We start from the raw sequence: 22,087 nt of genomic DNA, 5'->3' as shown, positions 1-22,087 counted from the left end.
AGGTGCTTCGGCCCGCCGCGCCGCCGGCGACCACCCTGCGCGCGGTGGCGGAGCTGACGGGTGCGCGGCCCGCCGAATTCGCAGCGGCTCTCGAGGACATCCAGGTCACCGGCATCGAGCAGCGCTCGAATGCGGTGCTGCCGGGTGACCTGTTCGCGGGTCTGGCCGGAGCCCACGCGCACGGCGCGCGCTTCGCCCACGATGCGGTCGAGCGTGGCGCGGTCGCGGTGTTCACCGATCCGGCGGGCGCGGAACTGATCGGCGAGATCGCCGTCCCGGTGCTCGTGCACGATGCGCCGCGCGCGGTGCTCGGCGAGTTGTCGTCGGCCCTTTACGGTGATCCGTCTCGCAAACTCCGCATCGTCGGTATCACCGGTACGTCCGGCAAGACGACCACGTCGTATCTGGTGGAGGCCGGGCTCGCCGCGGCCGGGCTGGGCACCGCTCTCATCGGCACCATCGAGACCCGCATCGGCGGCGTCCGGGTGCCCTCGGCGCTCACCACGCCCGAGGCTCCGCAGCTGCACGCCATGTTCGCGCTCATGGTCGAGCGGGGTGTGGACGCGGTGGTCATGGAGGTCTCCAGTCATGCCCTGGCGCTGGGCCGGGTGGACGGGGTGAGTTTCGTGGTCGGCGCGTTCACCAACCTGTCCCAGGACCACCTCGACTTCCACTCCGATTTCGAGGACTATTTCGCCGCCAAGCGCCGCCTGTTCATTCCGGACGGGCCGGACTCGGCCGCCGCAGCGCGCCCGTCGGTGGCCGCGCGCACGGCCGTGATCTGCGTCGACGACATGTGGGGCCGGCGGCTGGCAGACGACGTATCCGACTGTCTCGCAGCGGGATCCGGTGATACCACCGGCCGCCTCCGCACCGTGGCGACCCGGCCGGGCGTGCCCGCGGACTGGACCGCCGGCACGGCCACCGCCGGGCTCGGCGGCACCCAGGAGTTCACCGCTTCGGGGCCGGGTGTCAATGTGGATGTGCGGCTGCGGCTTCCGGGCGCGTACAACATCGCCAATGGAGTCCTGGCCGTCGCGGTGTGCGCGGCAGCCGGGGTCGAGGCGGAGACTGCCGCTGCGGCGCTCGGCACGGTCGATGTGCCGGGCCGCATGCAGCGGGTGGATAAGGGTCAGGAGTTTCTGGCCGTGGTCGATTACGCGCACAAGCCCGCCGCGATCGAATCGGTCGTGGCGACCCTGCGCACGTGGTTGGCCGAAAAGGGGGAGGGCCGTCTGGCCGTAGTGGTGGGCGCGGGCGGTGATCGCGATGCCGGCAAGCGGCCCCTGATGGGTGCGGCGGCGGCGCGCGGCAGCGACCTGGCCATCATTACCGACGACAATCCGCGCAGCGAGGACCCGGCCGCCATCCGCGCCGCGGTGCTCGCCGGTGCCAGACAGGTACCGGTCGCGGAACGCGGTGAGGTCCGGGAGGTTGGGGACCGGGCGGCTGCGATCAAGACCGCCGTCGACTGGGCGCAGCCCGGCGACGTGGTGCTGGTCGCGGGCAAGGGACATGAGACAGGGCAGGAGATTTCAGGCGTGAAGCATCCGTTCGACGACCGCGAGGTACTCGCGGCCGCCCTGTCGGAAAAGACGAGGGACCTGACGCTTTCATGATCGAGATGACTTTGCGGGAGATCGCGGAGGTCGTCGGCGGCACGCTGCACGACGCCCCCGATCCCGAGGCGAAGGTCACCGGCTCGGCCGAATTCGATTCGCGCCGTATCGGTTCCGGTGACCTGTTCCTGGCGCTGCCCGGTGAGCGCGCCGACGGCCACGACTTCGCGACGCAGGCCGTCGCGCAGGGCGCGGTCGCGGTGCTGGCCGCCCGGCCCGTCGGGGTGCCCGCCATCGTGGTGACGCCCCGTCCCGGGAACACGCGCGCCATCGCGCTGGCCCACGACACCGACGGCTCCGGCGCGGCGGTTCTCGACGCGCTGGCCGCCCTGGCCCGCGTCAGTGTGGACCGGCTGGTCCGGGCCGGGAACCTGACGGTGGTCGGGGTGACCGGTTCCTCGGGCAAGACCTCCACCAAGGATCTGCTGGCGGCGGTGCTCGCCCCGCTGGGACCCGTTGTGGCCCCGCCCGGTTCGTTCAACAACGAGCTCGGCCACCCGTGGACCGCGCTGCGCGCCGACGCCGGCACCCGCTTCCTGGTGCTCGAGCTGTCCGCCCGCGGACCCGGGCACATCAAGGCCCTCACCGAGATCGCCCCGCCGAGCGTGGGTGTGGTGCTCAATGTGGGCACGGCGCATCTGGGCGAGTTCGGCAGCCGCGAGGTCATCGCGCAGACCAAAGGCGAACTCGTCGAGGCGCTTCCGGCCTCCGGCCTGGCCGTCCTGAACGCCGACGACCACCTGGTCGCCAAGATGGCCGAACGGACCGCCGCCCGCGTGGTGACCGTCGGCCACGCCGCGCAGGCCGATGTCCGCGCCTCCGACGTGGTGCTCGACGATCGGGCCCGCGCTCGATTCACCTTGCACGCCAACGGCGAATCGATCGAGGTCCAGCTGGCCGTGCACGGTGAGCACCAGGTCGGCAATGCGCTGTCCGCGGCGGCCGTCGCCCTGGACCAGGGCGCGGACCTCGCGACCGTCGCGCGGGCGCTGTCCGGCGCGACCCCCGTCTCGGCCCGCCGCATGGACGTGCGCACTCGCGCCGACGGCGTCACCGTCGTCAACGATTCCTACAACGCCAACCCGGATTCGGTGCGCGCCGCCCTCAAGGCGCTGGTCACCATGTCCAAGGCCGGGACCGAGCCGCGCCCCAGCTGGGCGGTGCTCGGCGAAATGGGTGAACTGGGCGAGGAATCCGTCCTCGAACACGACCGGATCGGCCGCCTGGTGGTGCGGCTGGACGTGGACCGCCTGATCGTGGTCGGCCAGGGCCGTCCGGTGCGCGCCCTGTTCCAGGGCGCGGTGCAGGAGGGCTCCTGGGGTGAGGAGGCCATCCACGTGCCCGATATCGAGTCCGCCATCGCCCTGCTCGACGAGGAATTGGAGCCGGGTGCGGTGGTGCTGGTGAAGGCCTCGAAGTCGGTCGGCCTGTGGACGGTCGCCGAACACCTGATCGGTGCGGAGCAGGAGGCCGCGCGATGACCCAGATTCTGCTGTCGGCGGCCATCGCGTTGACCGTCTCCATCCTGCTGACCCCCGTGGTGATCCGCTACTTCGCCAAACAGGGCTTCGGACAGGAGATCCGGGTCGACGGCCCGGAGAGCCACAAGGCCAAGCGCGGCACCCCCACCATGGGCGGCGTCGCCATCATGATCGGCATGTGGGCCGGCTACCTCGGCTCGCACCTGATCTCCATGACCTACGGCGAGCCGGGCCCCTCGGCCTCGGGCCTGCTGGTCATGGGCCTGGCCACTGCGCTGGGCTTCGTCGGCTTCACCGACGACCTGATCAAGCTGCGCAAGCAGCGCAACCTGGGCCTGACCGCGGCCGGCAAGTACATCGGCCAGCTCACCTCGGCCGTCGTCTTCGGCGTCCTGGCCCTGCAGTTCAAGAACATTCACGGCCTGACCCCCGGCGACAAGCGCCTGTCCTACACGCGCGACATCAATACGCTGTCGATGAGCGTGGTGGTCTTCCTGGCATTCGTCTGCCTGCTGGTGGTGGCCTGGTCCAACGCGGTGAACCTGACCGACGGCCTGGACGGCCTGGCCGCCGGCTCGATGAGTCTGGTGCTGGGCGCGTACATGATCATCACCTTCTGGCAGTGGCGTAACTCCTGCTCCGCGCACGCGGTCGCGGGCTGCTACCAGGTTCGGGATCCGCTCGATCTGGCCCTGGTCTGCGCCGCGGGCGGCGCGGCCTGTATCGGCTTCCTATGGTGGAATGCCGCGCCCGCCAAGATCTTCATGGGCGACACCGGCTCGCTGATGCTGGGCGGTCTGCTCGCGGGCCTGTCCATCACCACCCGCACCGAGCTGCTGATGGTCGTCATCGGTGCGCTGTTCGTGGCCGAGGCCGCGTCGGTGGTGCTGCAGGTGGCGGTCTTCCGCGCCACGCGCAATCGCCTGTTCAAGATGGCACCGTTCCATCACCACTTCGAGCTGAGCGGGTGGGCCGAGACCTCGGTCATCATCCGGTTCTGGTTGCTGGCCGGTATGGCCTCGGCGATCGGACTGGGCCTGTTCTACAGCGAATACCTCTCTGCGGCAGGGTGAGTGAGCAATGTCCGAACATTCTCCGAGGGTCCTGCGGTCGCCGGGGCCCATGCTCGAATTCCTGCGTGGCCGTGATGTGCTGGTGGCCGGTTGGGGCGTCTCCGGACGCTCGCTGATCGAGCCGCTGCAGGACATCGGCGCGCGCCCGGTGGTCACCGACAGCGGCGAGAGGGCGCTCACCGAGGCCGCCGAACTGGGCCTGGGCACCGCCACCAGTGCCGACCTGCTCAAACCCGATGCGCTGCAACGCTTCGCGCTGGTGATCACCAGCCCGGGCTGGCGGCCGGACTCCCCGGTGCTGGTCTCGGCCGTCACCGAGGGCATTCCGGTGTGGGGCGATGTCGAGTTCGCCTGGTGGGTCGATCAGGCCCGGATCTACGGCCCGGTCCGCAAGTGGCTGGTGGTGACCGGCACCAACGGCAAGACCACCACCACCCAGATGACGCACTCGATCCTGCGCGCCGCCGGGATTCCCTCGGTGGCCTGCGGCAATATCGGCCTGCCCATCCTGGACGCGCTGCGCCGCACCCCGGGCCCGCAGATCCTGGCGGTGGAACTGTCCTCGTTCCAGCTGCACTGGGCGCCGTCGGTGCGCCCGGAGGCCGGGGTGGTGCTGAACGTGGCCGAGGATCACCTGGATTGGCACGGCGGCCTGGACGCCTACGCCGCCGCCAAGGCGCGCGCGCTGACCGGACGGGTCGGCGTGGTCGGCCTGGACGACGCCGTCGCCGCGGCGCTGGCGCGAAAGTCCAAGGCGCGCCGCACCGTCGGCTTCCGCATCGGCGTTCCCGCCGACGGCGAGCTGGGCGTGGTGGACGGCAAGCTGCTCGATCGCGCCTTCACCAAGGCCGCCATCCTGGCCGAGGTCGGCGACATCAGCCCGCAGGGCCCGGCCGGTGTGGCCGATGCCCTGGCCGCCGCCGCCCTGACCCGATCCATCGACGTGGCACCGCAGTTCGTGAAGGAGGGCCTGCAGGAGCACAAGGTCGGCCCGCACCGGGCGGCCTTCGTGCGGGAGCTGTCCGGCGTGGAATTCGTCGACGACTCCAAGGCCACCAACCCGCACGCCGCGCGCTCCTCGATCCTGGCCCACCCCAGCGTGATCTGGGTGGCCGGCGGTCAGCTCAAGGGCGCGAGCGTCGAGGACCTCATCGAGGAATGCCGCGACCATCTCGTCGCGGCCGTGCTGTTCGGCCAGGACGCGGCGGCGATCGCGGCCGCACTCGCGCGACACGCGCCCGATGTGCCGGTCGTGGAGCTGAATTCGGGGGACGATGCTCGGATGGGTGACCCCTTCACCGAGATCGAGCCCGAAGCGGTGATGGCGCGCGCGGTGCGCGTGGCGGCCGGCTTCGCCCACCGCGGCGATACCGTGCTGCTGGCCCCGGCCGCGGCGTCCCTGGACATGTTCGCCGACTACACGCACCGCGGCCGCAGCTTCGCGGCCGCCGTGCAGGCCCTGGACGAGAAGGACATCGGGAGAACCGAATGACGACGGCGACGCCGCGGCGGGCCGGGAACCAGACCCAGCGACCGAGAATCGGATGGTTCGGGGCCTGGCTGGCCCGCCCGCTGGCGTCGTTCCATCTCGTGGTGGCGATCGCGGTGCTGCTCACCGTGCTGGGTCTGGTCATGGTGCTCTCGGCGTCCAGCGTGGAGTCCTACGCCGACGGCGGCTCGGCCTACCGGCTGTTCATCCAGCAGGCGGTGCTGGCCGTCTTCGGCGCGGTGCTGTTCTATATCGCGCTGCGGATTCCGATGCGGGTGATGCGCCGGCTGTCGTTCCCGGTCTTCGCGCTGTCGGTGGTGCTGCTGGTGCTGGTGCTCATCCCCGGCATCGGCAGCGAGGTGCAGGGTTCGCGGCGCTGGTTCGACCTCGGCGTGGTGTCGGTGCAGCCCTCGGAGATCGTGAAAGTCACGCTGGTGGTGTGGGGTTCGCACCTGCTGGCCTCCCGGCAGACCGAAAAGGCCGGGTACAAGGACATTCTCATGCCGCTGGTGCCCGCGGGCCTGCTGGTGTGCTTCCTGGTCGTGCTGGAACCCAACCTGTCGACCACCATCGCGCTGGGCATCGTGCTGACCGCGCTGCTGTGGTTCGGCGGGCTGCCGCTGCGCATGTTCGTGACCATCGCGGTCTCGGGCGGTGTCGCGGCGGCGATCCTGGCGCTCTCGGCCGGCTACCGGTCCGACCGCATGCGCGCCTTCTTCAGCCCGGGCGACGACCCGCAGGGCATCGGCTACCAGGCCCGGCAGGCCATGTACTCGCTGGCCGACGGCGGCATCTGGGGTCGCGGCCTGGGCCAGTCCCGGGCCAAGTGGAGTTATCTGCCCAACGCGCACAACGACTTCATCTTCGCCATCATCGGCGAGGAGCTCGGGTTCCTCGGATGTGCGCTGGTGCTCGGGCTTTTCGCACTCTTCGTCTACGCCGGATTGCGGATCGCGACCCGCTCGGTGGATCCGTTCATCCGGCTGCTCACCGCCTCGGCGACCACCTGGATCACCTGTCAGGCGCTGATCAATGTCGGCTATGTCGTCGGTTTGCTGCCGGTGACCGGCCTGCAGCTGCCGCTGGTGTCGGCCGGTGGTTCCTCGCTGGCCATCACGCTGCTCATGTTCGGCATCATCGCCAATGCCGCCCGGCACGAGCCCGAGGCGGTGGCGGCCCTGCACGCGGGCCAGGACGGCCGCTTCAGCCGGCTGCTGCGCCTGCCGAAACCCGAGCTGTACTCGCCCGCGCGGGCGCGGGCCTCCCGGGCCCGCACCAAGGCCAAGGCGAAAGCCAAGGTGAAGGCCAAGGTGAAGTCCGCCCCGCAGCGGAGCGCGCTACCCTCGGGTCGGAGCCGGGGCGGCTCGGAGTCGTCGGCGCGGCGGTCGATAGATTCGGATTCGGCCCGGCGCACCAGCCGCTCCACGGAGTCGTGGCGCAGCACTCGGGCCTGGGAGCCCAACTATCCGATGAAACACGCCAGGGAACGGGGTAATTCGAGGTGACAGTGGAGCGGCCGGACAGCGATGTGGGAACCGCCGAGGCTCACACCGACCTACCCGACCATCTGCAACGCGTGCACATGATCGGCATCGGTGGTGCCGGTATGTCCGGGATCGCCCGAATTCTCCTGTCGCGTGGCGGCATGGTCTCCGGCTCCGACGCCAAGGAGAGCCGCGGTGTGCTGGCCCTGCGGGCGCGCGGCGCGCAGGTGCGCATCGGCCACGACGCCGGCGCCCTGGACCTGCTGCCCGGCGGGCCCACCGCCGTGGTGACCACCTACGCCGCCATTCCCAAGACCAATCCCGAGCTGGTGGAGGCGCATCGGCGCGGCGTGCCGGTGCTGCTGCGCCCGGCCGTGCTGGCCTCGCTCATGCAGGGTCACAAGACGCTGCTGGTGTCGGGCACGCACGGCAAGACCTCGACCACCTCCATGCTGGTGGTGGCCCTGCAGCACTGCGGGTACGACCCGTCCTTCGCCGTCGGCGGCGAACTCAACGAGGCCGGCACCAATGCCCACCACGGCACCGGCGGCATCTTCGTGGCCGAGGCCGACGAGAGCGACGGGTCGCTGCTGCAGTACGCGCCCGACGTCGCGGTGGTCACCAATATCGAGTCCGACCACTTGGACTACTTCGGTACGGACGAGGCCTACGTCCAGGTCTTCGACGACTTCGTGGACCGGCTCGAACCGGGCGGCCGCCTGGTGGTGTGCGTGGACGATCCGGGCTCGCTGGGCCTGGCGCAGCGGTCGGTGGCCCGGCTGGCCGAGGATCCGCGCGGCATCCAGGTGATCGGTTACGGCTCCGGCGATTTCGCCACGTCCGGTGTCCCGGTCGGCGCCCAGCTGCTGTCCTGGGAGCCGCGCGATGTCGGCGGCGTGGTCGTCTTCCAGCTCGCCGACGAGCATGCCCCGCGCACCCTGCGCCTGTCGGTGCCCGGCCGGCACATGGCCCTCAATGCGCTGGGCGCGCTGCTGGCTGCCCGCGCGACCGGCGCCGATATGGGCGAGATCATCCAGGGCCTGGAGGGTTTCGGCGGCGTGCACCGCCGCTTCCAGCTCACCGGACGCGAGAACGGCGTGCGCGTCTTCGACGATTACGCCCACCACCCGACCGAGGTGCGCGCGGTGCTCTCCGCCGCCGCCGAACTGGTCGCACAGGAGGCGCGTGACGGCGCGCGCTCGCGACCGGGCCGGGTGATCGTGGTGTTCCAGCCCCACTTGTACAGCCGCACCGCCACTTTCGCGACCGAGTTCGGCGCGGCGCTGTCGCTGGCCGACGAGGTGGTGGTGCTCGATGTGTACGGCGCGCGTGAAGAACCGCTGCCGGGTGTGAACGGCGCGCTGGTGGCCAACGCGGTCACCAAACCCGTGCACTACCAGCCGGATATGTCCCGGGTCGGCAAGCAGGTGGGCGCGCTGGCGCGGCCCGGCGACGTGGTGATCACCATGGGCGCGGGCGATGTGACCATGCTGGGCAGCCAGATTCTGGATGGGCTGCGCGCACGACCCGCACACGGACGGTGAGCCACCGTGGGCTCGGGTGGGGGAGCGGCGGATCGGCCGGTTCCGGCCGCCGGCGATAGCTACGACGCGGACGATTACGACACCGAATCCGCTGCGGCAGCGGACAACAGCGCCGAATCCGCGGGCGAGAGCGCGGCGGCCCGGCGGGCCCGGCTGCGCCGTGGGCGGGTTCGCCGCGAATCGCGGATCGTGACGGCGTGGCAGTCGCGCTGGGTGCGGTGGGGCGCCCCGGCCGGCGTCGTGGTGCTGATCGCGTTCGGACTGGTCGCCTGGTTCACGCCGCTGCTGTCGGTGCGTACGGTGCAGGTGGAAGGGCTGAGTGCCGTTCCGGAACAACAGGTTCAGGACGCGCTGGAAGTACCGGACGGTCTGTCCATGATGCGGCTGGACACCAATGCCATGGCCGAACGGGTATCGCAGCTGCCCAAGGTCCATTCCGTGCGCGTGCAGCGGGTGTTCCCGTCCACCGTCCGGGTGACGGTCGTGGAGCGCACCCCGGTGCTGTACTTCGACAGTCCCGACGGCGCCCATCTGCTCGATTGCGACAGCGTGGAATTCGCGATCGAGCCGCCGGGACCGGGGATACCCAAACTGGTGACCGATCATCCGGGCGGATCGGACCCGGTGACCAAGGCCGCGGTGGCCGTCATGGCCGCGATTCCTGTTCCGCTGCGCGACGAGGTCGGCGTGGGAGCGGTTGTGGCCCGCTCGGTTTCGGATATTGCCCTGGAGTTGCGTGACGGCCGCACCGTGCTCTGGGGCGGAATCGCGGACTCCGCGCGCAAGGCCGCGGTGGTCGGACCCCTGCTTTCCCAGCCGGGCAAGGTATTCGATGTTTCGAGTCCGAATCTGGTCACGGTAAAGTGAGCGATACCCATTGGGCTGCCGAAATTTTCGGTGGTTTGCCGGAAGGGCACCGTCGGTTCTGATCCAGGACCGGAGGGCAACCGTCCACGATACGATGCTCGGGTGGGTCGGACGAGTCGAATCACACAAGATTCTGATGCTCGGTTCGGCGCGCCTGCGCCCGTAACGCGGTGGCTGCGAATACCGTTCGGCACCAGTCGGATACTTGACATAACGCTGAACCTATGGTTGAGGGTTTATCGGACCGAGACCATAGTGCCGGTATTTTGCGAGTAGCCGAAGACGACAAGCTGTTTCAGATCGAAGGAAGGCGAGAGCCCATGACGCCCCCGCACAACTACCTTGCTGTGATCAAGGTCGTCGGTATCGGCGGCGGCGGCGTGAACGCCGTCAACCGGATGATCGAACAGGGACTCAAGGGAGTCGAGTTCATCGCCGTCAACACCGACGCGCAGGCGTTGTTGATGTCGGATGCGGACGTGAAGCTCGATGTCGGCCGCGAACTCACCCGCGGTCTGGGCGCCGGCGCCGATCCGGAAGTGGGCCGCAAGGCCGCCGAGGATCACAAGGACGAGATCGAGGAAGTCCTCAAGGGCGCCGACATGGTCTTCGTGACCGCCGGCGAGGGTGGCGGCACCGGCACCGGCGGCGCGCCGGTCGTGGCCTCCATCGCGCGCAAGCTCGGCGCGCTCACCATCGGTGTTGTGACGCGGCCGTTCTCGTTCGAGGGCAAGCGCCGCAGCAACCAGGCCGAGGCCGGCATCCAGGCGCTGCGCGAGTCCTGCGACACCCTCATCGTCATTCCGAACGACCGGCTGCTGCAGCTCGGCGACGCGGCCGTGAGTCTGATGGACGCCTTCCGCTCCGCGGACGAGGTGCTGCTCAACGGTGTTCAGGGCATCACCGACCTGATCACCACCCCGGGTCTGATCAATGTCGACTTCGCCGACGTCAAGTCGGTCATGTCCGGTGCGGGCTCGGCCCTCATGGGCATCGGCTCGGCCCGCGGCGAGGGCCGGTCGGTGAAGGCCGCTGAGGCAGCGATCAATTCGCCGCTGCTGGAGGCCTCCATGGACGGCGCGCACGGCGTGCTGCTGTCCATCGCGGGCGGCTCCGACCTCGGCCTGTTCGAGATCAACGAGGCCGCCTCGCTGGTGCAGGAGGCCGCGCACATCGAGGCCAACATCATCTTCGGTACGGTCATCGACGATTCCCTCGGCGATGAGGTCCGCGTCACCGTGATCGCCGCCGGCTTCGACGGCAGCGGCCCCTCGCGGCGTATCGAGCCCGCGGTCAGCCGGTTCACCAATACCAGCGGCACCGCGAGCGCCAGCGCCGGAAGCGTGGGTCGCTCACACGAATACACCTCGGCCCGCACCTCCGAGCCCGCTCCCGCCCCGCGCCCCGAGCCCGCGCCGGCCCCGCCGCCGCAGCCGGTCGCCGAGCGCGGCCCGGCCCCGTCCTACAGCGCGCCCCGGCCGGCCGTCGACCCGACGGTCGCGAGCAACACCCGCGGCCACATCCAGCCCCCGGACGCCGATGACGACGACGTCGACGTCCCCTCCTTCATGCGCCGCTGACGTTGCGCCCCTGACGGATTCATCCATCGCGCCCGCTCCGGCTCCGGAGCGGGCGCGATGTCGTTCCCGGGCGGTGTTGTCGTTCGGAGCGTGGTGGTGAGTTCGGGGTTGCCCGTCGGTGACTACTACCCTCGAAGGCATGACAGCAGCGGCACGGGTATTTCGGACCAGACGGGTTGTGACGACGCGGGCGGGCGGGTTCTCGGCCGCGCCGTACGACTCGTTCAACCTGGGCGATCACGTGGGTGATGATCCGGAGGCGGTGCGGCGCAATCGGGTTCGGCTCGCGGAGAACCTCGGGCTCGCGCCGGACCACCTGGTGTGGATGGAGCAGATCCACGGGCGGAACGTGGAGATCGTGGACGGGCCGCGAACCGAGCCGGTGCCCGCCACCGATGCGCTGGTGACCACCCGGCGCGATCTCGCGCTGGTGGTGCTGACCGCCGACTGCGTGCCGATCCTGCTGTCCGACGACGAGGCCGGCGTCATCGCCGCCGTCCATGCGGGGCGGATCGGGGCCCGGATCGGGATCGTGCCTAGAGTGCTGGCGGCCATGATGTCGCTGGGCGCGCAGCCCGAGCGCATCGGCGCGTTCCTCGGCCCGGCGGCCAGCGGTCGCCAGTACGAGGTGCCCGCCGCCATGCGCGCCGACGTCGAGGCGCATCTGCCCGGCAGCGCGACCACCACGGCCAAGGGCACGCCCGGCCTGGATCTGCGCGCGGGCATCCGCCGGCAACTGGAGGCGGCCGGCGTGGGCGCGGTTGCGGTGGATCCGCGGTGCACCATCGAGGACCGGACGCTGTTCTCGCACCGCCGCGACGCGCCGACCGGGCGACTCGCCGGTGTGATTTGGATGTCATCCGAGGGAGTTTCAGAATGACCGAAAGCTTCACCGCCGCAGAGGGATCCGATGCGGCGCAGGTCACGTCGGGCGGTGGTCGCGCCGGCGAGCTCGCCACCGCCCTGTCGGCACTCATCGAGCGAATCGACGCAGCGTGCGCGGCCGCGGGCCGGGCGCCGGGTTCGGTGCGCCTGCTGCCGGTCACCAAGTTCTTCCCCGCCTCGGATATCGAGATCCTCTATGGATTGGGCTGCCGCGAGTTCGGCGAGTCCCGCGAGCAGGAGGCGGCGGGCAAGGTGGCGCAGCTGCGACACCTGTCCCAGATACGCTGGGACTTCATCGGACGGCTGCAGCGGAACAAGGCGAAATCCGTTGCACGCTGGGCCGATACGGTCTACTCGGTGGACAGCGACCGGCTCGCGAGCGCTCTCGACGCCGCCGCGGAGGCCGCACTGGACGACGGATCCCGCACCACCCCCTTGCGCGTGCTGCTCCAGGTGTCCCTGGACGCGGACCCGTCCCGCGGCGGCGCCCGCGATGCGGCCCTGCACGCGCTCGCCGATCAGGTCGCCGCGTCGCGATCCCTGCAGCTCGCGGGCCTGATGGCCATCCCGCCACTGGACGTGGAACCGGATGCCGCTTTCGAGCAACTGGCCCGCATCCACGCCGCATTAACAACTGTCCACCCCGATGCGAAAGAACTGTCGGCGGGCATGTCCGGCGACTTGGAGTCGGCCATCCGCCATGGATCCACCTGCGTGCGTGTCGGTACAGCCCTGATGGGCACGCGACCGATAACCTCGGCGTAGCAAAGAAACCTCACCAGTCACATTCGAAACATATGCTTGGTGACAGACGAGGACTGAGCAGGACAACACCCCAGGCCAACCGGGGCCGAAGGAAGGTCGACCAGATGAGCACGCTGCACAAGTTCAAGGCGTACTTCGGGATGGTTCCGCTCGAGGATTACGAAGACGATTACGTCGACGACCGCGGAGCCGCCCGGAGCGCCGATGAGCGTGGCCAGCGTCGTCCCCGGCCCTACGCCGAACGCGAGCGTGACTACGACCGATACGGCGAGGACCGCTACGACGACGAGCCCGCCTACGAGCCGTCCTACAAGGCGCCCTACAAGCCCGGGTACAGCGCGTCCCGCCGGGACGACTACGCCGACGATCACCGCGAGCGTGACCACCGCGACCGCTACGACGCCGACGACCGTTACGACGCGCCCCGTCGTCCCACCCGCATCGACACCGCCCCGTCCAGCCGCACCCGTGCCATGGGCGGCAGCGCGCCCTCGGTGCGCGGCAGCACCCGCGGCGCGCTCGCGATGGATACCGACGCGGAGCGGCGCATCGAGGAGCTGCGGGAGCAGGAGCGCCGGATCGAGGCGGCCCGCCGTCCCCAGATCTTCGAGGACGGAGGCACCTTGTCCAAGATCACCACGCTGCGCCCGCGCACCTACGCGGAGGCCGCCATCATCGGTGAGCGCTTCCGCGACGGCACCCCGGTGATCATGGACCTGGTCGAGATGAGCAACTCCGACGCCCGCCGCCTGGTGGACTTCGCCGCGGGCCTGGCCTTCGCGCTGCGTGGTTCATTCGACAAGGTCGCCACCAAGGTGTTCCTGCTCTCACCGGCGGACGTGGACGTCTCCGCCGAGGAGCGCCGCCGGATCGCGGAAAACGGCTTCTACAACCAGAAGTGACGAGCTGCCGCGGCCGCGAGTACGCGGAGGCGGCAGCCGGGGTTCGACCGTTGCGCCAAAACTGAACGGCGGCAACGAATTGCGTTCGTCAACGGGGGTTGCGAAATAGTCGCGGGGGATTCGTGGGGGAGTCTTGCGCCCGAGTTGTCGGGTATCGCACGCTCATTCAGATGGGCATGTCATGAATCACATGCCTGGACTCGGGCTCTGCATGTGTCCCTTGTCGCGGTCCCACTCGAAGTTCGCGGCCCGCCTCGGCCTGGACTGCGCTCCGCCTCGCCGCGCTTGGAGCGGAGGAGCGAAGCGGGGGAGCGTAGGAGGGAAGGCCGAGGTAACAGGGCCGCGAACCCGCCCGGAGCGAGGCGGAGGGCAATCGGACACAGAGGGAAGGCCGAGGTAACAGGGTCGCGAACCCGCCCGGAGCGAGGCGGAGGGCAATCGGGCCCAGTGTTTCTATTTTGCCGATCATGGAATCTAGGGCACAGTGGTGCGGTGGCCCTGTTCCAGGTGTTGAACCTACTGCTGTTCCTCTTCTGGCTGCTGCTGATCAGCCGAGTCATCGTCGAGTTCATCCGCAGCTTCGCGCGAGACTGGCGGCCGACGGGCTTCGTGGTGATCATCCTGGAGGTGATCTTCACGGTCACCGACCCTCCGGTGAAACTTCTGAGGCGTTTGATACCCCCAGTGAATCTTGGGGGAATTCGGCTCGATCTGTCCATTATGGTCCTGCTTTTCATCGTGTTCATCTTGATGACGATCACGGGCCAGGCAGGGCAGTCGATAGCTCAGGTGTGACAGAATGGCCGGAAAGAAAGCTTGCCCAGATCTACCGCTAGATCTCCATACGAAGCGTGAAGGGATCGTTCCATGCCGCTGACCCCCGCCGATGTTCATAACGTCGCGTTCAGCAAACCGCCGATCGGGAAGCGCGGCTACAACGAGGATGAAGTCGATGCCTTCCTCGACCTGGTCGAGCAGGAGCTCTCACGCCTCATCGAGGAGAACGCTGATCTTCGCCAGCGAGTTGCCGAGTTGGATGCGGAACTGGCTGACGCCAAGAAGAATCGGGGCCCCGCGGTTCAGCCGGTGAAGGCGCCCGTCGCGCCGGAGCCCATCAAGGCCGCTCCGCCGCCGCCCCCGGCCCCCATGCCGGCTCCGGTCCCGGTGGCCGCCGTCAAGCAGGAGGCGCCCTCCGCGGACGCGAATCTGCAGGCCGCCAAGGTGCTTTCGCTGGCTCAGGAGATGGCCGACCGCCTCACCTCCGATGCCAAGACCGAGGCCGAGCAGCTGCTGGCCAACGCCCGGGCCAACTCGGAGCGCCTGGTCAGCGACGCGCGTACGCGTTCCGAGGCGATGATCGCCGATGCCCGTCAGAAGGCCGAGGCCATGCTGTCCGACGCGCAGACCCGCTCGGATTCCCAGCTGCGCCAGGCGAAGGAGAAGGCCGACGCCCTGCAGGCCGACGCCGAGCGCAAGCACACCGAGATCATGGCCACCATCACCCAGCAGCGCAGCGTGCTGGAGAGCCGGATCGAGCAGCTCAAGACCTTCGAGCGCGAATACCGTGTGCGCCTGAAGTCCTACCTGGAATCGCAGCTGGAGGAGCTGGAGAACCGTGGTTCGGCGGTCCCGGTCGACGGCGGCGAGTTCGGTCAGGATGCGTCCGGCAACGGCGCACTTCTCAAGGGCAGCAAGTAAAGTCGTAGATACGGCCAGCGATGCCAGGTCGCGCGGGACGAACTCCCGGGTGGCGCGGTATCGCCGCCAACCTTTCGAGTCCTCCGATAGCCATCGCTATCGAAGCCCAACGAGGGGGTGGTGCACTTGCTCGTGGTGACGCTCGCGCTCGCAGCCGTGGGTTTCGGCCTGCTGGTGACCGCACTGACCACCGGCTCGGTGATCTGGGCATGGGGCTGCATCATCGTGTGCGTGATAGGCGCGGTGCTGCTGCTCGTCAGTGCGTTGTCGCTGCGGACCGATGACGAGGACACCTCGTCACGGCCGGGCGGAAGACATGCGAAGCATTAGTGGGGCGGGTCCGCGGAATATCCGTTGGACCGGCCCCGCTAGACTGTAGAGAGCTATACGGCGTTGATCCGGCCATCACCGGGGAGCTTTCGGAAGAACGGCGGGCGTCTGCGTTCAGCAGTGAACGACAGGGGCCTCGCTCACTAGAACCGAACGGGTGAGCCCGTCACAGCTCACAACGAGAGGCTCGGTCCTGCAAGGGTTTTCGTGATCCTGGACCGGGCAAGCGGGGTGGTACCGCGGTTACGGCGCACCGAGCGCCGGCATCGTCCCCGTGCCCACAGTGCTGGCACGAGGAGCTGAGAGGCCGCGATGGCGGACGAGACCACCACCCGAAGCGCATATCCGCGCGTTGACCTGAGCCGGACGTCCGGTCAGGTGTCGTTCCCCGAGCTGGAGCAGCGGGTCCTGGACTACTGGGCCGCCGACGACACCTTCCGTGCCAGCATCGAGAACCGTTCCGATGCAGAGGAATTCGTCTTCTACGACGGCCCGCCCTTCGCCAATGGGTTGCCGCACTACGGCCATCTGCTCACCGGATACGTCAAGGATTTGATCCCGCGATTCCAAACCATGCGCGGGAAGAAGGTCGAACGACGATTCGGTTGGGATACTCACGGCCTCCCCGCGGAAATCGAAGCGGAGAAGCAGCTCGGTATCACGGACAAATCACAGATCGATGCCATGGGTCTCGCGGAATTCAATGCCGCGTGCAAATCCTCGGTACTTCGCTACACGAACGAGTGGCGTAACTATGTGACACGCCAGGCCCGGTGGGTCGACTTCGACAACGACTACAAAACCCTCGACCTCGACTTCATGGAATCGGTCATGTGGGCGTTCAAGTCGCTGTACGACAAGGGCCTGATCTATCAGGGCTTCCGGGTGCTGCCCTACAGCTGGTACGAGCAGACCCCGCTGTCCAATCAGGAGGCGCGGCTCGACGACTCCTACCGGATGCGCCAGGATCCGGCGGTCACCGTCGACATGGTGCTGCGGGTCCCCGCCGAGCACCCGCTGCACGCGCTGGACGGCGCCAACGCCCTCATCTGGACCACCACGCCGTGGACGCTGCCGTCCAACCTGGCGATCGCGGTGCACCCCGACATCACCTACGCCCACGTCCAGGGCAAGGACGGCAAGCGGTATGTGCTTGCCGCCGAGCGGGTCTCGCACTACGCGCGCGAGCTGGGCGAGGAACCGACTGTGCTGTCCGAGTATTCGGGCGCGGCGCTGGAGGGCCTGCACTACCTGCCGCCCTTCGACTTCTTCCTCGGCCACCCCAACGCGCACCGGGTGCTCAACGCCGACTACGTGACCACCGACTCCGGTACCGGCGTGGTGCATCTGGCGCCCGCGTTCGGTGAGGAGGACATGGATGTGGCCTCCGCCAATGGAATCGAGGTCGTACAGCCCCTCGACCCGGGCGGCAAGTTCACCTCCATGGTGCCGCCCTACGAGGGCCTCATGGTCTTCGACGCCAACCCGGTCATCATCAAGGACCTCAAGGCCGCCGGAAAGCTGTTGCGGCACGAGACCATCGAGCATTCCTACCCGCACAGCTGGCGCTCGGGTCAGCCGCTGATCTACATGGCGGTGCCGTCCTGGTTCGTGGCGGTCACCACCTTCCGCGACCGCATGGTGGAGCTCAACAAGGAGATCACCTGGGTTCCCGAGCACATCCGCGACGGCCAGTTCGGCAAGTGGCTGCAGAACGCGCACGACTGGAACATCAGCCGCAACCGCTACTGGGGTGCGCCCATCCCGGTGTGGATCTCCGACGACCCGGCCTACCCGCGCGTGGACGTCTACGGCTCGCTGGATCAGCTGGAGCAGGACTTCGGCGTGCGGCCGAGCGATCTGCACCGGCCCGGCATCGATGAGCTGGTGCGCCCGAATCCCGATGACCCGACCGGGAAGTCGATGATGCGGCGCACGCCCGAGGTGCTGGACTGCTGGTTCGAGTCCGGCTCCATGCCGTACGCGCAGGTGCACTACCCGTTCGAGAACAAGGAATGGTTCGAGGGCACCCCCGACGCTGCCGCGCACAGCCCGGGCGACTTCATCGTCGAGTACAACGGCCAGACCCGTGGGTGGTTCTACAACCTGCACATCCTCTCGACCGCGCTGTTCGATCGCCCGGCCTTCAAATCGGTGGTGGCGCACGGCATCGTGCTCGGCGACGACGGCCTCAAGATGTCCAAGTCCAAGGGCAACTACCCGGACGTCAACGAGGTCTTCGACCGCGACGGCTCCGATGCCATGCGCTGGTTCCTCATGGCGTCCCCGGTGCTGCGCGGCGGCAACCTCATCGTCACCGAGCGCGGCATCCGCGAGGGTGTCGGCCAGGCTCTGCGCCCGCTCTGGAACGCGTGGACCTTCCTGCAGCTCTACGCCTCCAAGCCGGGGACCTGGCGCACGGACTCGCCGAACGTCCTGGACCGCTACATCCTGGCCAAGCTGGCGCAGACCCGCGACGTCATGACCGACGCCCTCGAGATCTACGACATCGCGACGGCCTGCGACGAGCTGCGCACCTTCGCCGACGCGCTCACCAACTGGTATGTGCGCCGGTCGCGTTCGCGCTTCTGGGAAGAGGACCGCGACGCCATCGACACCCTGCACACGGTGCTCGAGGTGACCGCCCGGCTGGCGGCCCCGCTGCTGCCGCTGCTGACCGAGGTGATCTGGCGCGGCCTCACCGGCGAGCGCTCGGTGCACCTGGCCGACTGGCCGAGCGACACCGACCTGCCGCACGATGCCGAACTGGTCTCGGCCATGGACGAGGTCCGCACGGTCTGCTCCACGGTGCTGAGCCTGCGCAAGGCCCAGAACCTGCGCGTGCGCCTGCCGCTCTCGGAGGTCACCGTGGCCGCCGCCGACGCGGAACGCCTGCGGCCCTTCGTGGATCTGATCGCCGACGAGGTGAACGTCAAGAAGGTCGACCTCACCACCGATGTGGCCGCGCACGGCCGTTTCGAGCTCGTGGTGAACGCCCGCGCCGCCGGACCGCGCCTGGGCAAGGCGGTCCAGACGGTCATCAAGGCCGTCAAGGCGGGGGAGTGGAGCGAGGCCGCCGACGGCACCGTGTCCGCCGCCGGCATCGCCCTGCTGCCCGAGGAGTACACCCAGCGCCTGGTCGCCGCCGAACCCGAATCCACCGCCGCCCTGCCCGGCAATATCGGTCTGGTGGTGCTGAATTCGGCGGTCACCGAGGAGCTGGAGGCCGAGGGCTGGGCCCGCGACCTCATCCGTGACCTGCAGGAGACCCGCAAGTCCCTGGGCCTGGACGTCTCCGACCGCATCACGGTCGTGCTCGACGTCCCGGCCGAGCGCCTGGGCTGGGCGGAGACCCACCGCGAGCTGATCGCGGGCGAAATCCTCGCCACCACACTGTCTCTCGGTGAGGTGGGTGCCGATGCCCCCGAGGTCGTCGGCGGCGTGAAGGTCTCGATCGTCAAGGCGTAGGCGAAGAGACAAGGGGCGGAACCGAACCCGGTTCCGCCCCTTCCCTTTTGCGTCAGGAGCGGGGACGGAGTCCGTCGAGGATGGGGTCCACCAGTTCCGGGGCGTCGAGGACGTCGCCGACGCCGAGCAGGAACCGCAGGTAGACCGGGCCGTAGAGCATATTGGTCATGGCGAGCACTGACAGATCGTCACGGATCTGCCCGGCGCGGATGGCGGATTCGAGCCGGAGCCCACCCTTCCGGGCCCGGGGTTCGACGAAGGTCTCACGGACCATCTGCATGAGCTTCGGGTCGTTCTGGGCCTCGGCGATGACGCCGCGGTAGACGCAGCCGACATCGCCGGCCAGCATTCGGGCGAGGCCGCCGATCTGCGCCTTCAGATCGGCGGCGATGTCACCGGTGTCGGGAAAGTCGGTGGCCGAACCGATCTGGTCATTGATGGCCTCGAGGGCGATCGCGCCCTTGGAGGGCCACCAGCGGTAGATGGTCTGCTTGCCGACGCCGGCTTCGGCGGCAATGGCCTCGATGGTGAGTTTGCCGTAGCCATTGCGCACGGCGAGTTCGAAGGTCGCGTCGAGGATCGCCTGGTGGGACTTGGCGCTGCGCAGTTCGGGATTGGGCGGCTGGGGCATGGCTCCATCATACCGCCGAACGAGACGGAACGTCTCGTCTTGACAGGTGTCGCGGCGGGGGCTAACTTACCCATGAGACGAGACGGACCGTCTCGCCGATAATCGGGAACACGGTCGCTAGGAGCGCATAATGACCACCCTCACCACCACCCCCGCCACTGTCGCTGCCGCGAATGCCGCTGCGCCCATGGTGGTTCCGTCGGTGCATCGGCGCGCCCTCATCACCTGGCTGGCCGTGTATCCGACCATCACCATCGCTCTGGCCCTGCTCGGCCCCGAGATGGCGAGCCTGCCGGTGTTCGTGCGGACCCTTGTCCTGACCGCGATCGTGGTGCCCACTTCGGCCTACGCCCTGATCCCGATGCTGCTGAAGGCCAACCACCACCTGACCCAGCGGCTGCACCGCTGACCGCTGGCGAACGCCGCATCATCGGCCTTCGGCAAACTTTGAGCGCCTTCCCGAAGTTCGGGCGGGCGCTCTCGGCTTTTCGGGGTCCAATCGCTTGAACAGGCATTTTTCGAGGTTAGCGACGGAGGTTCGAGACACGCCGAGCCGGGTTCTCTTGTGACGTATGTTGCGCGTGCGCTAGAACAGCTATCAGTTAGTTAATTTTTCTTGCTCGAGATGTTGCTGCGGTATCGCCGATGAAGGAGCACGCATATGGCTCGAAGGCAGGTTCACCGTTTCGCATCATTCGTCACCACGGCCTCGGCGCTGGTGCTGAGCGCCGCGCTCTGGGCGGGCCTGGCGCACGCGGATACCGGCTCGGCGTCGGGGTCCGCCTCGGGCAGCGCCAGCGGGTCGGCCTCGGGCAGCGCGAGCGGTTCCGCGCAGCTGCCGGTGGCCAGTCCACGGGCCATGCTCGCGCTCGCGCTCGCGACCACCCAGACCGGCAAGCCCTATCGCTGGGGCGGCACCGGCCCGGACGCCTGGGACTGCTCGGGCCTGGTGCAGTGGGCCTTTCGCAGCGTCGGCATCGATATGCCGCGTACCACCTGGCAGCAGGCCGACGCCGGACTCGAGGTGCCCGTCGGCGCTATTGAGGTCGGTGACGTCGTCGTCCTCAACGACGACGCCTCCCACGTAGGCATCTACGCGGGAGGCGGCAATGTGCTGAACGCGTACGACTGGGGTGTGCCCGTCGGCCTGACTCCGCTGAGCCAGTTCGACATCTACACCATTCGCCGCTTCTACTGAATCGTCTTACTCGACAACCAGTTCCACGGGGATGTTGCCGCGGGTGGCCTTGGAGTAGGGGCACACCTGGTGGGCGGCCTCGACCAGCTCGCGGCCCTTGTCGTTCTGCAGCTCCTCCGGCAGCTCGACGTGCAGCACGACGGAGATACCGAAACCGGTCTCCTCGTCCTTGTTCAGGCTGACGTCGGCGGTCACCGAGGTGTCGCCCAGCGCGATGCCCTGGTTGCGGGCGACCGCCTGCAGCGCGCCGGCGAAGCAGGCCGAGTAACCCACCGCGAACAGCTGCTCCGGGTTGGTGCCGTCACCGCTGCCGCCGACCTCCTTGGGCTGGGCCAGCTTCAGGTCGAGGTAACCGTCGGAGCTGACCGAGCGGCCCTCGCGGCCGACGGAGGTAGCGGACGAGGTGAAGAGCTTAGCCATTTCGAATCTCCCTAGACAGACTTGTCTGTTCAGACCCGACCCAGAGTAGACAGACCTGTCTGCTATCGTCAATACCGAAGCCCGATGAGGGGAAGGAGTGCAGGTCAGCCATGAGCGAAGCCCGTGATCGCCTGCTGGACACCGCGACCCGGCTGTTCTACGCCGAGGGCATCCACACCGTCGGCATCGACCGCATCATCGCCGAGGCGGGCATCGCGAAAGCCACCTTCTACCGGCACTTCAAGACCAAGGAAGACCTGGTCGTCGCCTACCTGGTGCGCGAATACGGCCGTCAGCGCGAGGTATTGGAGGCCATCCCCGGCGCCGGCGCCGACTCCATCGTCGGCATCTTCGAGCGGCTGGGCGAGCTCAGCTGCGGACCGGGCTTCCGGGGCTGCCCGTTTCTCAATGCGGCCGTGGAGTTCCCGAATCCGGAGCATGCCGTGCGCAAGGTCGTCGACGACTATCGCGGCTGGTTCCGGGATCTGATGGCCGACCGGTTGCGCGCTGCGGGGCGCACCGACATCGACGATGCCGCCCGGGCGCTGCTGCTGACCCGCGACGGCGTGGCCGTCAGCGGGGGCATGGGAGACAACGAGACGGTCCGGGTGGGCATCCGGACCGCCTTGTCGCAGTTGGGTATTCGGTAGGCC

Annotated in this window: 20 protein-coding genes; 18 read left to right on the top strand and 2 right to left on the bottom strand. The window is 68.6% G+C overall.

Annotated features, from left to right (window positions below; all coding sequences use genetic code 11):
- Window positions 1-2 precede the first annotated feature (2 nt).
- The 15 genes from ACWEQQ_RS14880 to ileS all read left to right on the top strand — a co-directional run bounded on the left by ACWEQQ_RS14880 (window position 3) and on the right by ileS (window position 19,185).
- Window positions 3-1,619: a UDP-N-acetylmuramoyl-L-alanyl-D-glutamate--2,6-diaminopimelate ligase gene (locus ACWEQQ_RS14880; RefSeq protein ID WP_452348597.1), complete on the top strand. Its 1,617-nt coding sequence runs from the start codon at window positions 3-5 to the stop codon at window positions 1,617-1,619.
- Complete coding sequence (locus tag ACWEQQ_RS14875) at window positions 1,616-3,100, top strand: UDP-N-acetylmuramoyl-tripeptide--D-alanyl-D-alanine ligase (protein WP_452348596.1); 1,485 nt, start codon at window positions 1,616-1,618, stop codon at window positions 3,098-3,100. The genes ACWEQQ_RS14880 and ACWEQQ_RS14875 overlap by 4 nt, the downstream gene beginning before the upstream one ends.
- The gene (gene mraY / locus ACWEQQ_RS14870; RefSeq protein ID WP_452343035.1) at window positions 3,097-4,173 is read left to right on the top strand and encodes a phospho-N-acetylmuramoyl-pentapeptide-transferase; all 1,077 of its coding nucleotides are present in this window, start codon (window positions 3,097-3,099) and stop codon (window positions 4,171-4,173) included. The genes ACWEQQ_RS14875 and mraY overlap by 4 nt, the downstream gene beginning before the upstream one ends.
- Window positions 4,174-4,222: 49 nt before the next feature.
- Window positions 4,223-5,665, top strand: coding sequence for a UDP-N-acetylmuramoyl-L-alanine--D-glutamate ligase (murD, locus tag ACWEQQ_RS14865; protein ID WP_452343068.1), 1,443 nt, complete (start codon window positions 4,223-4,225; stop codon window positions 5,663-5,665).
- Window positions 5,662-7,167, top strand: coding sequence for a putative lipid II flippase FtsW (gene ftsW / locus ACWEQQ_RS14860; RefSeq protein WP_452343036.1), 1,506 nt, complete (start codon window positions 5,662-5,664; stop codon window positions 7,165-7,167). Before murD ends, ftsW begins: the two co-directional genes overlap by 4 nt.
- 77 nt (window positions 7,168-7,244) lie before the next feature.
- Window positions 7,245-8,690 (top strand): UDP-N-acetylmuramate--L-alanine ligase, encoded by a 1,446-nt coding sequence (gene murC / locus ACWEQQ_RS14855; RefSeq protein ID WP_452348709.1) that lies wholly within the window; start codon window positions 7,245-7,247, stop codon window positions 8,688-8,690.
- A gap of 6 nt (window positions 8,691-8,696) precedes the next feature.
- Entirely contained in the window at window positions 8,697-9,557 is an 861-nt protein-coding gene (locus tag ACWEQQ_RS14850; RefSeq protein WP_452348595.1) for a cell division protein FtsQ/DivIB, read from the top strand.
- 320 nt (window positions 9,558-9,877) lie between these two features.
- Window positions 9,878-11,137, top strand: coding sequence for a cell division protein FtsZ (gene ftsZ / locus ACWEQQ_RS14845; protein ID WP_354843015.1), 1,260 nt, complete (start codon window positions 9,878-9,880; stop codon window positions 11,135-11,137).
- Window positions 11,138-11,276: 139 nt separating this feature from the next.
- The gene (pgeF, locus tag ACWEQQ_RS14840) at window positions 11,277-12,017 is read left to right on the top strand and encodes a peptidoglycan editing factor PgeF (protein WP_452343038.1); all 741 of its coding nucleotides are present in this window, start codon (window positions 11,277-11,279) and stop codon (window positions 12,015-12,017) included.
- Entirely contained in the window at window positions 12,014-12,787 is a 774-nt protein-coding gene (locus ACWEQQ_RS14835; RefSeq protein WP_452343039.1) for a YggS family pyridoxal phosphate-dependent enzyme, read from the top strand. The genes pgeF and ACWEQQ_RS14835 overlap by 4 nt, the downstream gene beginning before the upstream one ends.
- A 104-nt stretch (window positions 12,788-12,891) precedes the next feature.
- Window positions 12,892-13,689, top strand: a complete 798-nt coding sequence (sepF, locus tag ACWEQQ_RS14830) for a cell division protein SepF (protein ID WP_452343040.1) — start codon at window positions 12,892-12,894, stop codon at window positions 13,687-13,689.
- 492 nt (window positions 13,690-14,181) lie between these two features.
- Window positions 14,182-14,484, top strand: coding sequence for a YggT family protein (locus ACWEQQ_RS14825; RefSeq protein WP_040856625.1), 303 nt, complete (start codon window positions 14,182-14,184; stop codon window positions 14,482-14,484).
- A 72-nt stretch (window positions 14,485-14,556) separates the two neighbouring features.
- Window positions 14,557-15,387 (top strand): DivIVA-like cell division protein Wag31, encoded by an 831-nt coding sequence (gene wag31, locus ACWEQQ_RS14820; RefSeq protein WP_354843003.1) that lies wholly within the window; start codon window positions 14,557-14,559, stop codon window positions 15,385-15,387.
- A 126-nt stretch (window positions 15,388-15,513) separates the two neighbouring features.
- Window positions 15,514-15,717, top strand: coding sequence for a hypothetical protein (locus ACWEQQ_RS14815; protein ID WP_354843223.1), 204 nt, complete (start codon window positions 15,514-15,516; stop codon window positions 15,715-15,717).
- 312 nt (window positions 15,718-16,029) lie between these two features.
- On the top strand, window positions 16,030-19,185 hold the full coding sequence (gene ileS, locus ACWEQQ_RS14810) for an isoleucine--tRNA ligase (RefSeq protein WP_452348594.1): 3,156 nt from the start codon (window positions 16,030-16,032) through the stop codon (window positions 19,183-19,185).
- A 52-nt stretch (window positions 19,186-19,237) separates the two neighbouring features.
- Here the strand turns inward: ileS and ACWEQQ_RS14805 are convergent, their stop codons facing one another.
- Window positions 19,238-19,816 carry a TetR/AcrR family transcriptional regulator gene (locus ACWEQQ_RS14805; RefSeq protein ID WP_452343042.1) on the bottom strand — a complete coding sequence of 193 codons (579 nt, stop codon included), beginning with the start codon at window positions 19,814-19,816 and terminating at the stop codon, window positions 19,238-19,240.
- 130 nt (window positions 19,817-19,946) lie between these two features.
- Between ACWEQQ_RS14805 and ACWEQQ_RS14800 the strand changes: the two genes are divergently transcribed.
- Both ACWEQQ_RS14800 and ACWEQQ_RS14795 read left to right on the top strand, forming a co-directional pair.
- On the top strand, window positions 19,947-20,225 hold the full coding sequence (locus tag ACWEQQ_RS14800; RefSeq protein ID WP_452348593.1) for a hypothetical protein: 279 nt from the start codon (window positions 19,947-19,949) through the stop codon (window positions 20,223-20,225).
- A gap of 252 nt (window positions 20,226-20,477) precedes the next feature.
- Window positions 20,478-21,014: an NlpC/P60 family protein gene (locus ACWEQQ_RS14795; RefSeq protein ID WP_452343044.1), complete on the top strand. Its 537-nt coding sequence runs from the start codon at window positions 20,478-20,480 to the stop codon at window positions 21,012-21,014.
- Window positions 21,015-21,020: 6 nt separating this feature from the next.
- Here the strand turns inward: ACWEQQ_RS14795 and ACWEQQ_RS14790 are convergent, their stop codons facing one another.
- Window positions 21,021-21,434 (bottom strand): organic hydroperoxide resistance protein, encoded by a 414-nt coding sequence (locus ACWEQQ_RS14790; protein WP_452343045.1) that lies wholly within the window; start codon window positions 21,432-21,434, stop codon window positions 21,021-21,023.
- Window positions 21,435-21,544: 110 nt separating this feature from the next.
- Here ACWEQQ_RS14790 and ACWEQQ_RS14785 point away from each other — a divergent pair, with 110 nt between their 5' ends.
- Window positions 21,545-22,084 (top strand): TetR/AcrR family transcriptional regulator, encoded by a 540-nt coding sequence (locus ACWEQQ_RS14785; protein ID WP_379401661.1) that lies wholly within the window; start codon window positions 21,545-21,547, stop codon window positions 22,082-22,084.
- The last annotated feature ends 3 nt before the right edge of the window (window positions 22,085-22,087 follow it).

The organism is Nocardia sp. NPDC004123 (assembly GCF_053603795.1).
The sequence above is the reverse complement of the archived record's forward strand: the minus strand, read 5'-3'. Positions and strand labels throughout refer to the sequence as shown.